Genomic DNA, 14763 nt, shown 5'->3' with positions numbered 1-14763 from the left:
TCAGTGCCTTTTTTGTATCGATTACGCGCTAGAGCATTTTCTTTAGCTGATAAAGCCAATCGAGCGCCTGACGTGGCGTGAGCACATCAGGGTCGATGGCTTCCAGCGCTTCAATGGCCGGAGACGGCTCATCATTGCCCAGCAGCGCCAACTGCGCACCATCAATATGGCTGGATGACGCATTATTCGACAACGTTTCCAGCTCCTTCAGTTTCTGGCGTGCGCGCTTAATCACTTCTTTCGGTACGCCAGCCAGAGCGGCAACGGCAAGACCATAACTTTTGCTGGCCGCACCGTCTTGTACGCTGTGCATGAAGGCAATGGTATCGCCGTGTTCGCGTGCATCTAAGTGAACATTCACCACACCTTCCATTTTTTCCGGCAGGGTGGTCAGCTCAAAGTAGTGCGTTGCAAACAGCGTCATGGCTTTGATGCGGTTCGCCAGATTTTCGGCACAGGCCCAAGCCAGTGACAGGCCGTCGTAGGTTGAAGTTCCACGACCGATTTCGTCCATCAATACCAGGCTGTTTTCCGTGGCGTTGTGCAGAATGTTCGCCGTTTCCGTCATTTCCACCATAAAGGTAGAGCGTCCAGATGCCAGATCGTCCGCGGCCCCCACGCGAGTGAAAATACGATCGACGGGGCCAATAACCGCCTGATCCGCAGGCACAAAGCAGCCGATGTGCGCCATCAGCACAATCAGTGCGGCCTGACGCATATAGGTACTTTTACCGCCCATGTTCGGGCCAGTGATAATCAGCATACGACGCTGTGGCGACAGCGACAGGGGGTTCGAAATAAATGGCTCACGAAGCACCTGCTCGACGACAGGGTGACGGCCGCCCGTGATTTTGATACCGGGTTTATCACTCAGCGTTGGGCAAACGTAATTCAGCGTATCGGCACGTTCGGCCAGATTCGTCAGGACATCCAACTCAGCCAGCGCGGCTGCGCTTTGTTGAAGCTCGGCCAGATGTGGCAGCAGCAGATCGAACAGCTCATCATAGAGCGCTTTTTCCAACGCTAGCGCTTTGCCCTTCGAGGTCAGAACCTTATCTTCGTACTCTTTCAGTTCGGGGATGATGTAGCGTTCGGCATTTTTCAGCGTCTGGCGGCGTACATAGTGGATCGGCACCAGATGGCTTTGGCCACGGCTTACCTGAATGTAATAGCCGTGTACGCCATTAAAGCCGACTTTCAGCGTATCGAGTCCCAGTTTTTCTCGTTCACGAATTTCCAGACGATCCAGATAATCGCTGGCACCATCGGCCAGCGCACGCCACTCGTCCAGTTCCGCATTGTAGCCCGGCGCGATGACGCCACCGTCACGAACCAGCACGGGTGGTGCTTCGACAACCGCGCGTTCCAGCAAGTCGCGTAGTTCATCAAATTGTCCAATCAGGCTGACCAGACGACGAACGGAGTCAATCTCCAGCGGTGCAAGCTGCTCACGAATATCGGGAAACTGTTGGAAAGCGTGGCGCATGCGTGCCAGATCGCGTGGGCGTGCCGTGCGCAACGCGAGTCGCGCCAGAATACGCTCCAGATCGCCGACCTGTCGCAGATAGGGTTGCAGATCGGGCGTGATGTCCTGCAACGCGCTGATAGCCTGCTGGCGCTGTTGCAACGCATCAATATCGCGGCTGGGCATATGAATCCAGCGTTTCAGCATCCGGCTGCCCATGGCGGTTACAGTGCAGTCCAGCACGGCAGCCAGCGTATTTTCCACGCCGCCGGACAGATTTTGCGTCAGTTCAAGGTTGCGGCGGGTGGCCGCATCCATGATGATGCCGTCCTGCTGGCGCTCCATGGTAATCCCACGGATATGCGGCAGCGAGGTACGCTGGGTGTCTTTCGCGTATTGCAGCAGGCAACCGGCGGCCCGTAATGCGAGCTTGGCCTGCTCTACGCCGAAACCGGTCAGATCGCGGGTGCCAAATTGCAGGTTAAGCTGCTGGCGTGCGGTATCTGGTTCAAACTCCCACAGAGGACGACGGCGAAGTCCGTGGCGGTTCTCGATCAAATCCATGGACTCAAAGGATTCCGGGTAGAGTAACTCCGCCGGGTTGGTGCGCTGTAGTTCGGCCGCCATGGTTTCCCGATCGGTCGGCTCGCTCACACGAAAGCGCCCTGAGCTGATATCCAGAGTGGCATAGCCGAATCCCCGATTATCCTGCCAGATCGCTGCCAGCAGGTTATCCTGCTTTTCCTGCAAGAGTGCTTCGTCGCTGATGGTTCCCGGCGTGACGATACGTACGACTTTACGTTCTACCGGACCTTTGCTGGTGGCCGGATCGCCGATCTGTTCACAGATAGCGACGGATTCGCCCATCTGCACCAATCTGGCAAGGTAGTTTTCAACAGCGTGATGAGGGACGCCCGCCATCGGTATCGGCTCCCCTGCGGAGGCGCCGCGCTTCGTCAGCGAAATGTCCAGCAGTTGGGAAGCCCGCTTGGCATCGTCATAGAACAGTTCGTAGAAATCACCCATGCGGTAAAACAGCAGGATTTCCGGATGCTCAGCCTTTAACCTAAAGTACTGCTGCATCATGGGCGTGTGGGCGGTGAAGTCCTTGTCGGTAGAATCTTTCATAGTGATTTTACTCAGTCTTAACGCTTTTGTTTGTTCAGGTGATGGCGCAGGGTTGGATGGTCAACCTTGCTGATGGTTAGCCACCTGAGCATTGAAATTGAATGCCAGAAGTATACTGGCTGGCAGATGAAAAACATCACCCGCGAATGCGCTATCTTATCACTGGTGGCCGTTATTTGGCGTCAGACGACGTTACCAGACTGGGACCGGGATGCGTATGCGATTTTTCCTCTATTGCTCAGGCGCGCGAGGCGGCTCGCAAGTTTGTCTGGAAAAGGCATAAGGTCAACGAGGTGAGGGTTGAGTCAAGTCGGGGAACAATCAATGTTATTGAGCTTATAATGGGCGACATTTCTGCCCAATAGCGCAGTCAACCATAGGGTAAGATTGCAGTAGCAAAAGAAGATGTTAGCCATCGGCAATGGGTTCAAACAACTGGCTCGTCAGGAATTGAGAAAGTAACGGATTGAGCCGAAGGGCTGAAAGTTAGCTGATTAGCAAAACAGATAACCAAGGGAATGGATGATGGTTATCAATGTTCTTTAACGTCAAGGATGCGAGATATGGACAATTACCTAAATAGAAATAGTGTTAATAATCAATATTTTTTGGCTATGGCTCAGGCCGCCGCGTTTGATCTAATGAAAACGGCCAGAATTGTTTCCTCTCGCCATATTAACGATCTTTTTCTTAAAGCAAAATTTGAGGATGAAATTCGGCGTTTTTCCAATGGAAATCTGGACATCGTTAGAAATGCCAGTAGCTCATCGGAGTGTCAGATTGCTATTAATAACATTAAGGAAGAATGTGCCAATATTGAAAGACAAGGAACAATGCTTTCTCTTGAGAAAGCCAAGGTATTTATTACCATCAACATGGAGAAAAGAGAGAAGGAAATTGGTTATACAATAAATGCAATTGGTGTGATGGTTGGTGGTGCTCAGTTTGTTTCTGGATTTGGTATTCTTGCTGGTGCAACAACATATATTGGGAGGTTTATTGGTGCTCACATTGCCTTCACTGGTGCAAGTTCATCCATAGAGAGTTTTTTCCATCTTATTGGGAATGATAATGAAATTGGATTTATGAAGTCTGGTTATATACGTACAGCAGAATTTTTGGGGTTTGATAAAAAATCAGGCCTGTTAGCTTATCATTCAGTCGATCTTGTCACTTCATTCTATGGCATCGTAAAATTAACACTAAAACCCGATGCTTGGAGGCTTTTTCGATATATTCCAAGCGATTATTATAGAAAAATAAATACGATGAGCAGAGCATCACTGATGTTGAAGATGATCGGGGCTGGAAATAAGATACGAATAATGTCTTATATATATAAAGATGACTCTCTTTAAGATAATGGGCTAGATTAGCCCGTTTTTTCTTTTTTCTTTAGATAGGAGTATGATTTGTATGCTAAGTTCATTGGGGTAATATAATAGATAAGAAAAACAAAAATAAGTGTGAATGAAAAATATACCGAGATGACAATAATGTCATTTCTTATAATCAGGATTGCTATAAATATAGCGATTAGAACAACGCATAAAAAGCATCCGGTGTGAAATCTGCTTTTTAGTGTGTGCATTAACATCAATAGTGTCTCTTCACTATCCCCACCACGAGAGATTATTTTTCTCATGAAGTTAATATCATTCTGTGTGAAACCATTCTCTAAGAGTTCTTTCTCTATCTCTTGGTCATTCATGGTTTTTTTCTCCTAACTTTTATTATACTTTATAGGGCGTAGCAATATGTTAACACTATCGCCCACCGTTATGTATTAGTAAGCTGAATCAGTCCATAAGAGGAAAGAACTGGTTCTTGCTACCACATGCTCCCATTCGATTGATGCAAACTTGAACGAAATGCTTTCCTGTGGCTGGGTTTCATTATGTGTTAATGAGTTAGGATAGAAAAACTGAATGTCATTGATAATGGCGTCTCTTAGCACCATTTTAAAATAGAGTTCGTTGCCACCCGCTTGAGAGGTCCTGTAGAACAGGAATTCACAGGTTAGTTTTTCGTTATCACCTAATGCCTGTGCCAGAAGAGGCGTTGCCTTATCTATCGGTTTTCTGATTTCCACAGGATTGAGGGAAACATTATCCTGCCGAGTTATTCGATTCATTAACTCATAAACAAAAATCTCATCTTCATGGGAAATCTGATATTTATTGCCAATCGAGTCTGCACTTGAACAGCCCGCAGAGATAAGACCTTGTTTGATGCCAGTGAGTTTTAGATAGATCAAATTTGCCATTATTTATTCCCTAATGTTATCCATAATCCTGCCCCATAAATCCTTTTTCCTTATGGGTGGGTAATTTCTACATTTTTTAATCAATGAGTCAATAGTGGTTATCGTGTGGTGTATATCACTCAGCATGATTGATTTCTGAAGTGATTAACATGCTAATTATTTTTAACTTAACTAACCAGAGGAGAGCAGGAGGGACTGTACAACTCTTTATATTGGGCTAGTTTATCAGTGTGAAAAAGATAAGAGGGGCCAGTTTTCTACAATAGTCTGGTCGCGCGAGGCGGTACGCAAGTATTCCCAATGGCGTGATGCCTCGCGCTGATCCCTTATTCTGCGCGTGATTCAATGACCTGAGTTTTTTGCCAGCTCGGCAGGTTTTTCAGGCGCTGTGAGTAGCGCTGAATATTCGGGAATCGCTCTCTGGAAGCGAGTCGCTCGACGGCAATATTAATAACGAAGCCCAGCATAATATCCGCGCCGCTCAGCTTATCGCCCACGATAAATTCCCGTGAAGATAGCGAATCGTCTAAGAATGAAAAGACTTTCTCGAATTCGTTGTCAGCGTAACCTTCGAGGAAATTCAGCGTGGTGCCCGTATTTTTTTCAAACTCGCCAAAGATCTTCAATAAAACCGGAAGCATGGCGGAGCTTTCTGCAAAGTGTATCCACTGAAGATAGTCAATGTATTCGGCCGCGCTTGCATCCGGGGCCAGGTGTTTTGCATGGCGATTGATCAGGTATTCAACGATAGCGCCGGATTCTGCGATGATTTTTCCATCTTCTTCAATCAACGGTGATTTACCTAACGGATGTATCGCTCTCAATGAGGCTGGTGCCAGATGCGTTTTTTCATCCCGCTGATATCTGACAAGCTCATAAGGTATCCCCGCTTCCTCAAGCAACCAGAGGATACGAACAGACCGTGAATCATTAAGATGGTGTAATTTTAATCCCATACTACTCTTCCTTAAATTCGGGTGGTTTGAGTTAATCGCCATGATGTTGTTTCCACTACGTGCATTGATTCCATGCAATATACGCAGAGTAGCGGTTTCGGTGGTTTGCGGCTAACAAAGCTATTTTCGAGGGGGCATAAATATTTTTATGAGATGGCTGCACTGCTGGTGTACTTACGAAACGTCATCGGGAGAATTGCCGACGCAATATTGAGACAGAGATGTGAGAGGTACATTTAAGGTTTTATTGTTTTTAAGCTGACCCAATAAATATTCAACGGTGATTTGCACTCGTGGGGCAATCCATGCCCGGTGCGGATATTGAATGACCATCTCGTAGCTGCCTGCATCATGTTGGTCAAATAGCACAATTTTCAGCTTTCCCGCCGCTAAATATGGTATGGCATTGTGAACACCTACCTGAGCAATACCTAATCCTAACGCGGCTAATCGTGCTAATGATGCTGGCTCGGAAAGCGTAATTTTTGCGCCGGTGGGTTCAATAAAACTCATACTATTATCTTTTGCTTTAAATCCCCAGGGAGAGAGGCGGCCGCTAAGGAATTTTCTCGCAATCAGCACGTGGTTTTTAAGTTCAGCGGGAGTGTTGGGGATGCCATATTTATTAAGGTAATCGGGGGAGGCAACAAGAATGGTATTCATTTGGCAAATAGGTCTTGATATCAGTGAAGAATCAATAATTCGACCGCCTCGAATAACGATGTCATATCCATCATTGACTAAGTCCGTCACCCTATCATCAAAATCTACTTCTACCGTCAAATTAGAATATTGATTCATTAATGCTGGAAGCTCAGGCACGATAAATTCAGCGCCAAACGCTGCGCTCGTTGAAATTTTTACATGAGCTGTTCCAGCTTTTCGGTGACGATCATATCAACGGCGTTCTCTAACGCACCCAACGCAATGCGGGCTTGCTCAAGAAATACGGTTCCTTCTTTTGTTAATGCCAACCTTCTTGTTGTCCTGTTCATTAGGCGCACCCCAAGAACCTTCTCAAGATTGGCGATATTTTTGCTCACTGCCGCCGGGCTTATTTTTAGCTGGCGGGACGCAGCAGCAAAGCTCCCGGCATCAGCAGCTTCGACAAACGATAAAATGGCCCGGACATGCTGAGAGAGTTCCATTTGCATTTTACCTTAGGTTAACTGTTTGATATTAATTGAATTTAATTCATTTGGACATAAATTATAACGCGTTATCAGGGCGATCACTAACAACCTTAAGTTAATGATCGTTCAACCCAATGTGGCCTTAACATCGATAAATGACCGTTTATGATACTGAGACAATTATGTTCAAGCGATCGACAGGATATGAGTGAATCATGAGTGCAAAATTTAATGATAAAGTCGCTTTGGTTACCGGAGGCGGTTCTGGCATTGGGCGCACAATTGCTAAGCATTTGGCCGATCATGGCTGTCATGTCGTGATTCTGGGGCGCAACATCGACGCATTAAAAGAATCAGCAAAACAAAATTCGCGGATTGCTTATATAGCTGAAGATGTCGCGTATGTGGTTTCATTTCTGGCTTCAGAAGAAGCCAGTTTTGTGACGGGTTCTGACTATGCGGTTGATGGTGGGTTTGCCGCATAGTAGGCCAAATATCTATCACTGCTGTACAAGAAGCCCTCTCGCGAGAATAAGGGCTTACTCTATTAAATTTATGAATGTCATTTTGAAAAAGAATGCTATATGAAAAATGTACTGATTATTTCCGGGCATACCGATTTAGATAACTCTTTTGCTAATAAAATTATTCTGGATAATCTGGAACAGACTCTTCCGGATGCGAGACAGATTCACCTGGATAAGCTCTATCCCAGCTATGTTTTCGATATTCCTAAAGAGCAGGAACGATTGATGAATGCTGATATTATCGTCCTGCAATTCCCTTTCTTTTGGTACGGCGTTCCTTCATTAATGAAGAAATGGATTGAAGATGTATTTGTTCATGGTTTTTCACATGGCGCTACTGGCGATAAAGTGAAGGGAAAGAAACTACTCCTTTCCTTTACATCGGGCGCGCCAGAAAGCATGTATCAATATGGTGGAATACAAAACTATCCAATAGAGGATTTCCTTCCGCCGCTCAAGCAGTTTGCTAATCTCTGTAGAATGGAATGGGCGGGGCATATATATACGGGAAATCTCTCTTATATTGCTAAAAACGAAGAGCAGCGCGTTGATATGCGGGTACGTGCGCTAGCGCATGCAGAAAAACTCATCGAAAAAATAAACAGCCTTTGAGGTGGCGATATGTTCCTGATTAATATTTCTCTAAAAGACAGCCATACTGATGACAAGACAGCGGATCAGCGTTTCGAACAGCATCGTCACTGGTTCGCCAAATATTTTAAAGAAGGCAATTTTTTAATTCTTGGCCCTTATCAAGATAAAGAGCACGCGGGTGTCATTATTGCACAGGCGGAAAATCGGGACGCTTTAGAAAAAATCCTCGCCGAGGATGTCTATTACCCGTTAGATTTGGCTAATTATGATGTCCATGAATTTAACGCTATCTTTGTTGCGGATAATATTAAGCAGTTTGAAGGAAGATAACGTCAGGTTTTCCCCGCCGCATGTCTTAAGTCGGGCGCAAACGCGCTTGAATGATGATGCCAATAACGTAAAGACCGCTGCGGTGCTGGCCGCGCGGTCTTTTATTTTTACGGTGTAGACTGATTGGGGGCGTTACCGCACCACGCACATCGGCTGCCCTGATACGGGTTCTGCGTGGATCTCCGCATCAATGCTGAACACCTGCTGTAGTAATGTCGGCGTCATGACCTCATGCGGCGATCCCTGCGCTATCACGCGCCCACCCGCCAGCATTACCAGATGATCGCAGTAGCGGCTGGCCTGATTCAGATCGTGCAGGACGGTTACGACCGTTTTGCCAGCCTGATTGAGTTCACGCAGTAGTTTCATTAACTCAACCTGATGATTGATATCGAGGTAGGTGGTCGGTTCATCGAGCAGGACGACGGGGGTATCCTGTGCCAGCAGCATTGCCAGAAATGCCCGCTGACGTTGTCCCCCGGACAAGTCGGTTAATCGTTTGTCGGCGAGGTCGACGATGTGCGTTTTCTCCATCGCACGCTGTACGCGCTGGCGATCGTCCTGTGATAGTCGTCCCCATAGCGATAGCCAGGGGCTACGCCCGTAGGCTACCAGGTCACGCACGGTGATCCCTTCTGGCGTCAAGTGCTGCTGCGGCAATAGCGCCAGATGACGCGAGAGTTGGCGGGCAGAGAATGCAGAGAGTGGTTTGCCGTTGAGCTCAATCGCGCCGGATTCCGGGGTAAGCAGTTTGGCGAAGCACTTCAACAGAGTTGATTTGCCGCAGCCGTTGGGGCCGAGCAGGGCGGTAATTTTTCCGGCGGGTAACGACAGTGACAGCTCGTCAAGAATGCGTTTGTCGCCATAGCCCGCCGTCAGGTTTTGTGTTGTCAGTTCCATTTAGCGCATTCTCACAAGAAGCCAAAAAAACCAAGGGGCGCCGATAATGGCAGTGAGTACCCCAGCGGGTAATTCCATCGGTGGGTTTATCGTGCGTGCCAGCAGATCGGCAAGCAGCAGAACCAGCGCACCAGCAATAGCAGAAGCTGGGAGGAGCCAGCGGTGCCGTCCTCCCACTAAGTAGCGAATGAGATGTGGCACCACGAGGCTGATAAAGCCGATGGGGCCGCAGACGGCTACGCTGGTTGCGGCGAGCGCGACGGCGAGCGCCAGTCCCCAGAACTGGATGCGCCTGATGTTGACGCCCAGCGTACTGGCGCGGTCGTCGCCCAGCGCCAGGAGATCCAGATCGCGGCAAAATCGCAGGCTGAGCGGAATCAGCACGCAGAGGACAGGCAACGCGACCATGACGAATGACCAGTCGCGTCCCCACAGGCTACCCGTCAGCCACAGCAGCGCGTTGTTGATATCCTGCGGTCGCGAGAGAATCAGGTAATCGGTGACACTTGCCCAAGTGGCGGACAGCGCGACGCCGATAAGCGCCAGCCGCATCGGGGATGACGCTCCCGCGATCAGTCTCAGCAGCAGTAGCCCAGCGATGCCGCCGATGAACGCGAGAAGCGGTAGCCAAATCACCGGCAGTGCAGGTACCAGCATCAGTACGCTGACGGTCGTCAGACTCGCCGCGTGGTTCACTCCGAGAATATCCGGTGATGCCAGCGGGTTACGTACAATGCCTTGCACCAACACGCCGGAAATGGCTAGCGCCGCGCCGACAAACAGCGCCAGCAGCACACGTGGCAGACGATACTGCGTCAGCACATAATGATGTTCGTTGGCACTGTACCAGCCGCTCATCAGCGCCGACCACGGCAGCGGAATGGCTCCCAGGCGCAGCGACAGAATGCTGATCGTCAGTAGGAGCAGTGTGATTGAAATAAACACAATAACGGGGCGCATTATCCTCGCCTCCTTGCCAGCCAGACGAAACAGGGGGCGCCAATGAGCGCCAATACTGCGCCGGCTGGCAGCTCGCCCGGCCAGGCGAGTGCGCGGGCGAGCAGATCGGCCAGTAACATAAACGCTGCGCCCATCAACATGCTCATAGGGAGCAGTTTTCTCTGATCGTAACCGATCCAGAAACGCGCCAGATGCGGTATCAACAGGCCGATAAACGCCACCGGACCGGCCACACTCACGCAGGCGCCCACTAAAAGCAGCACTGCCAGATTGAGGATGAGGCGCAGCCGACCTAAGTTGACGCCCAGCGTATGGGCGCTGACATCACCGATATTCAGCAGATTAAGCTGGTTAGCCATCAACAGAACAACGGGCGTGACGGTAATGACAAACGGGAAGAGTTGCCAGAATTCCACCCAGCGCGCGTGCGATACGCCCCCCGCCAGCCAGTAAAAAATGCCATAGGCGTGATCTTCCGCCAGCAGGAGCGTGATCCTCGTTAAGGCCATACACAGGGCGGAAAGCGCAACACCCGCCAGAATCAGCCGATTACGGTCGAGCGTTTGTCGCCAGCCGCCGCCAGCAGCCATGACGACCAGCCAGCACAGGCCGCCACCGCCAGCGGCAACAAAGGCGATAGGGTAACCGGAAAGTGAAGAACTGAAGGCGCTGGTCAGTGCCATCGCCAGCGCTGCGCCGCTATTAATACCGAGCAGAGAAGGTGAGGCCAGAGGATTATGAGTCAGGGTTTGGAGCAGAGCGCCGGACAGTGCCAGGCTGGCGCCGATCAGAATGGCAACCAGACTGCGTGGCAGACGCAAGTTGAGCACTAGCGCCTCGGGTAGTGAAGAAGGCGAGCCGGTTATCAGCGCCTTGACGGCGCTCAATGCGGGAATGGGGATCGCGGAATAACAGAACAGGCTGAGCCAGAACACGCCCAGCAGTGCCGCTATCGGCAATCCCCAACGCCAGAACGGATGAAAATCTTGCCTCATTGCTCGCTGCTGACGCTAACGGGCTGATGCTTAAAAATCTTCACCGTGTCGCTGCCGATGCGTTCCGCAGCAAAAATACCGCGCATCCGCGCCCAGGCGTTACTGTCTACGGCGGCAATCTGTTGTTTTTTCTGGGCTTCCAGCATGTTCCAGAGCGCATCCTGCTGCCAGCGTTTAACGATACTTTCTTCGCGGTAGTGCGTCACTATCAGCCACTGCGGGTTAATCGCCAACAGCTGTTCCAGATTGATGGAGGCCATTGGCGCATTGTTAATCGGTTTAGGCACGCTCAGGCCGAGTGCGGCCAGCACGCTGCCAGTGTAGGCCTCGCTGGAGTACAGGTTAAACTGCTGCTCGCGTGAAGTACCGAAGGCGACACTTGTCCCTTTGGGAAGCTGGTTGGCGTAGGTTTTCATGGTTTCGCGGTGTTGGGTGAGACGAGCCTGCATCGCGCTGTCTTTCCCCAGCACTTTGCCGATGATCTCCGCAGAGTGCAGGTTTTCTTCATAGGTTTCGTTACGCGATTTCAGCAGCAGCACAGGCGCAATGGCCTTCAGCGCCGTGTAAATACCGCTATGACGGCTACTGTCGGCGATAATTAAATCTGGCTTCAGTGCGCTGATAGCTTCCAGGCTTGGCTGTGCGCGTGTGCCAACGGAATGCCAGGGTTTAATGTGTTCACGTACATCGGCCATAATTCGATCGGGATCGTTGTCATCGGCAATGCCAACTGGGCTGACGTCTATCGCAGCCAACGCATCGGCAAAAGACAGTTCCAGCACCACAATGCGTTGAGGTGGCGTATCTAGCGTAAAGGAACCTTGTTCATCCTGCACCGTGACGGCATTGGCGCGACCTAATCCGAACAGACAAAGTGTTGCAATCAGGGCAACGCGAATCAGAGCAAACATAGCGTAACTCCATTAATAGTGAAGCTGGTTTTTTCCCAGCAAAGAGTGCGGGGCAGTATTTCGGTGCCCTTTGAATGTAGGAAGTACGGAGCGGTCCGTATTAGGGTTTTTATTGGAGAGATGTTGTTCACGCCAGTGTTGTTCTGTAGTAATGCGAGCGCTAAACCAACAGAGAGGGGAGGTATAGTCAGACATAAAAACAGCTATCAATGGCTAAAAGTAGTAATGGGGCGCTATGTTAATATGATAATGGTTTTCATTACAATTAAATCATCAGATGAAATCGCCACGACAGAGGAAGCGTGAGGCAATATTCTGTTTTTTAAGAGAATAAATGTATCGCATGCTGTATGTATGGATATTCGGGAGGATGGTTGCCGACGTAGTAGAATCAGAATTATTTAGGATATGGCTAGATAGTGGGGAAGGGTTGTGTGCTATGTTGGATTTCTCATGATGATGACGCGTCTCCTCTATGAAAAAAAGCCTGTTAGCCTATTTTCAAACGCTCTATTTTAAGCGCGGTTTTTTCCTGATTTTTTCTGCTTTTTTTTGTCTTTTTGCTGCTATCTGCGCGCTGGTTCTTTTGGTGTATGCGGCTGTGACGTTAAGACAGTTTGAGCATGATGTGGAGAGTTTTTCTGATGTCGCCGTCGGGCATGCTGAAGAAATAATGGCGCAGGCGACCAGAGTGCTGGATGTGTTTGATAAAAACACGTTTCGTTCGTGCTCGAGTGAACATATGGAGCTACTCAGGCGTGCTTCTTATTCCAATGATTATGTGCAAGATGTGATTTATGTCGAGGATAATCGACCCCGTTGTTCTTTGATGTTAAGTGATATAAACCGTTCTCCACTGCTTTCGCCGGATCTTATCTATAAAAATAAATACCGGGTCTGGTATAACGCGGATAATACACTTAACAGATATCGCCGGATGATTTATGTCGGGTTGTCGAATTATCTCATCGTCCTCAATCCGAATTCTTTTATGAACATTCCCTCTTATAGCCACAATATAAAATATGCTTTTGTTGAAAAAGATAACGGAATGGTCATCATATCGAATGAGCACCCTTCGAATATCGCTTTAATTCTTTTTGGCCAGTCTCCTGCAACAGAACGATTTTACCACAGCAATAAATATTTTCGTTTGAAGCCGATGCCAAACGGTAACATTGTATTAGTGGTTAACGCTGACGAGCCTAAAGCTTATCGTTTTGCTTTTATGTTATTCCTCTATTTTCTTCCCATTTTTACAGGGCTTTCTCTACTTCTGGCGGGACTTATCTCCAGAACATCGCAGGCAATTCAAAATCCTTACCATCTATTAAATAAGGCACTGGTACAAAAAGAGTTTGAATTGCACTATCAGCCGATTATTAAACTGAATACCTCTCAGATCGTGGGATGTGAAGCGTTGATACGCTGGCGTCATTCGGACGGGCAATTAATTTCACCAGATTCCTTTATTCCGATGGCTCGCCAGGTTGGGCTAATGAAAGAGTTAACGCTTTTCGTCATTAATGAGGCGCTACAAACGGCCAGCGTACTGAAGAAAAGCTACCCTGAGATGTTTGTCTCCATCAATCTTGAAGCGGCAGAATTTGAAGATATGTCCGTTTTCAATTATCTCATGGAGCAGATTGCGGTACATAATCTCGCTGGCGCCAATGTGAATGTCGAATTAACCGAATCCTCCATGATCGAACCACAAAAAGCGGCACCGATGGTGGGGCTGTATCAACAAAAAGGCGTTGATGTTGCCATTGATGATTTTGGGACCGGGTATTCCGGGCTGTCGTATCTTGAGCGGGTGAAAGCCAATAAGCTTAAAATCGATAAATCCTTTGTTGGAAACATTAATAACCATTCACCCACCGATATCGTGCTGTCTCATATTGTCAGCATGGCGCACTGTCTGAATCTGCACATTGTTGCCGAAGGGGTTGAGACCCCGATTCAGGAAGCCTATCTGAAAAGCCTTGGCGTCGCTTATGCGCAGGGCTGGCTGTACTCCAAAGCGCTCACGCAAGACACCTTGCTGGCGTTTCTGGCGGCAAGAGGTGAAACGTTATCGGGTAGGCAATGAAATCACGATAAAGGCTGCTTCACTATCAAAAATACGCATAAAAGGGTAAAATATAGAGAATATGGCAGTTACCTAATGATATTTATTACTTTTTTATCGTGAATTTTTCAGGAGTTTATCATGCAACAGTTACCTCATTGTCCAAAATGCAGTTCTGAATATACCTGGCAAGAAGGCGAAATGCTTAACTGCCCGGAATGTGGAAATGAGTGGTCCGCAGCAGGCGATGCGGCGGCGCAGGATGACGTTTTAGTGGTAAAAGATGCCAACGGTAATCTGCTGGCAGATGGCGATACGGTCACGGTTATTAAAGACCTGAAAGTAAAAGGCAGTTCGACCCCGCTGAAAATCGGCACCCGCGTGAAGGGCATTCGTCTGGTGGAAGGCGATCACAATATTGATTGTAAAATCGACGGTTTCGGTCCGATGAAGCTGAAATCCGAGTTTGTGAAGAAAAACTGATTTGAGTGTGATGGCGCGTGCTGGCCTTCCATTCGGTCGGCGCG

The 14763-nt window shown here is 48.7% G+C and carries 16 protein-coding genes; 6 read left to right on the top strand and 10 right to left on the bottom strand.

The window, feature by feature from the left end:
• Nucleotides 1-28 precede the first annotated feature (28 nt).
• On the bottom strand, nucleotides 29-2593 hold the full coding sequence (gene mutS / locus I2D83_RS17140; protein ID WP_205946976.1) for a DNA mismatch repair protein MutS: 2565 nt from the start codon (nucleotides 2591-2593) through the stop codon (nucleotides 29-31).
• Nucleotides 2594-3156: 563 nt separating this feature from the next.
• Between mutS and I2D83_RS17135 the strand changes: the two genes are divergently transcribed.
• On the top strand, nucleotides 3157-3951 hold the full coding sequence (locus I2D83_RS17135) for a DUF4225 domain-containing protein (RefSeq protein WP_194429722.1): 795 nt from the start codon (nucleotides 3157-3159) through the stop codon (nucleotides 3949-3951).
• 14 nt (nucleotides 3952-3965) lie between these two features.
• On the opposite strand, the gene I2D83_RS17130 is transcribed toward I2D83_RS17135, so the two are convergent.
• The 5 genes from I2D83_RS17130 to I2D83_RS22420 all read right to left on the bottom strand — a co-directional run bounded on the left by I2D83_RS17130 (nucleotide 3966) and on the right by I2D83_RS22420 (nucleotide 6963).
• On the bottom strand, nucleotides 3966-4304 hold the full coding sequence (locus I2D83_RS17130; protein WP_194429723.1) for a hypothetical protein: 339 nt from the start codon (nucleotides 4302-4304) through the stop codon (nucleotides 3966-3968).
• Between the two features lie 75 nt (nucleotides 4305-4379).
• A complete protein-coding gene (locus tag I2D83_RS17125; protein WP_194429724.1) occupies nucleotides 4380-4859 on the bottom strand; it encodes an Hcp family type VI secretion system effector in 480 nt (159 codons plus the stop codon).
• Between the two features lie 326 nt (nucleotides 4860-5185).
• Entirely contained in the window at nucleotides 5186-5815 is a 630-nt protein-coding gene (locus I2D83_RS17120) for a glutathione S-transferase family protein (protein WP_205946975.1), read from the bottom strand.
• 174 nt (nucleotides 5816-5989) lie between these two features.
• A complete protein-coding gene (locus tag I2D83_RS17115) occupies nucleotides 5990-6637 on the bottom strand; it encodes a substrate binding domain-containing protein (protein WP_241007235.1) in 648 nt (215 codons plus the stop codon).
• 38 nt (nucleotides 6638-6675) lie between these two features.
• Entirely contained in the window at nucleotides 6676-6963 is a 288-nt protein-coding gene (locus I2D83_RS22420) for a LysR family transcriptional regulator (protein WP_241007234.1), read from the bottom strand.
• 200 nt (nucleotides 6964-7163) lie between these two features.
• Here I2D83_RS22420 and I2D83_RS17110 point away from each other — a divergent pair, with 200 nt between their 5' ends.
• The 3 genes from I2D83_RS17110 (at nucleotide 7164) to I2D83_RS17100 (ending at nucleotide 8399) form a co-directional block, all read left to right on the top strand.
• The gene (locus I2D83_RS17110; RefSeq protein ID WP_205946974.1) at nucleotides 7164-7433 is read left to right on the top strand and encodes an SDR family oxidoreductase; all 270 of its coding nucleotides are present in this window, start codon (nucleotides 7164-7166) and stop codon (nucleotides 7431-7433) included.
• A 99-nt stretch (nucleotides 7434-7532) separates the two neighbouring features.
• Nucleotides 7533-8087, top strand: a complete 555-nt coding sequence (locus tag I2D83_RS17105) for an NAD(P)H-dependent oxidoreductase (RefSeq protein WP_205946973.1) — start codon at nucleotides 7533-7535, stop codon at nucleotides 8085-8087.
• A gap of 9 nt (nucleotides 8088-8096) precedes the next feature.
• Nucleotides 8097-8399, top strand: a complete 303-nt coding sequence (locus I2D83_RS17100) for a YciI family protein (protein WP_205946972.1) — start codon at nucleotides 8097-8099, stop codon at nucleotides 8397-8399.
• 132 nt (nucleotides 8400-8531) lie between these two features.
• Here the strand turns inward: I2D83_RS17100 and fecE are convergent, their stop codons facing one another.
• Genes fecE through I2D83_RS17080 form a run of 4 tightly spaced genes read right to left on the bottom strand, consistent with a single transcriptional unit; the run spans nucleotide 8532 to nucleotide 12165 of the window.
• Complete coding sequence (fecE, locus tag I2D83_RS17095) at nucleotides 8532-9299, bottom strand: Fe(3+) dicitrate ABC transporter ATP-binding protein FecE (protein WP_205946971.1); 768 nt, start codon at nucleotides 9297-9299, stop codon at nucleotides 8532-8534.
• Nucleotides 9300-10259: a Fe(3+) dicitrate ABC transporter permease subunit FecD gene (fecD, locus tag I2D83_RS17090; protein WP_205946970.1), complete on the bottom strand. Its 960-nt coding sequence runs from the start codon at nucleotides 10257-10259 to the stop codon at nucleotides 9300-9302.
• Entirely contained in the window at nucleotides 10259-11254 is a 996-nt protein-coding gene (gene fecC / locus I2D83_RS17085) for an iron-dicitrate ABC transporter permease FecC (protein ID WP_181845424.1), read from the bottom strand. The genes fecD and fecC overlap by 1 nt, the downstream gene beginning before the upstream one ends.
• Nucleotides 11251-12165 carry a Fe(3+) dicitrate ABC transporter substrate-binding protein FecB gene (locus I2D83_RS17080; RefSeq protein ID WP_181848151.1) on the bottom strand — a complete coding sequence of 305 codons (915 nt, stop codon included), beginning with the start codon at nucleotides 12163-12165 and terminating at the stop codon, nucleotides 11251-11253. Before I2D83_RS17080 ends, fecC begins: the two co-directional genes overlap by 4 nt.
• Nucleotides 12166-12640: 475 nt before the next feature.
• Between I2D83_RS17080 and I2D83_RS17075 the strand changes: the two genes are divergently transcribed.
• Together I2D83_RS17075 and I2D83_RS17070 are read left to right on the top strand one after the other, a co-directional pair.
• On the top strand, nucleotides 12641-14257 hold the full coding sequence (locus I2D83_RS17075) for an EAL domain-containing protein (protein ID WP_205946969.1): 1617 nt from the start codon (nucleotides 12641-12643) through the stop codon (nucleotides 14255-14257).
• A gap of 120 nt (nucleotides 14258-14377) precedes the next feature.
• Nucleotides 14378-14719: a zinc ribbon domain-containing protein YjdM gene (locus I2D83_RS17070; RefSeq protein WP_010285776.1), complete on the top strand. Its 342-nt coding sequence runs from the start codon at nucleotides 14378-14380 to the stop codon at nucleotides 14717-14719.
• Nucleotides 14720-14763 lie beyond the last annotated feature (44 nt).

The organism is Pectobacterium aroidearum (assembly GCF_015689195.1).
GTDB lineage: Bacteria > Pseudomonadota > Gammaproteobacteria > Enterobacterales > Enterobacteriaceae > Pectobacterium > Pectobacterium aroidearum.
The sequence above is the reverse complement of the archived record's forward strand: the minus strand, read 5'-3'. Positions and strand labels throughout refer to the sequence as shown.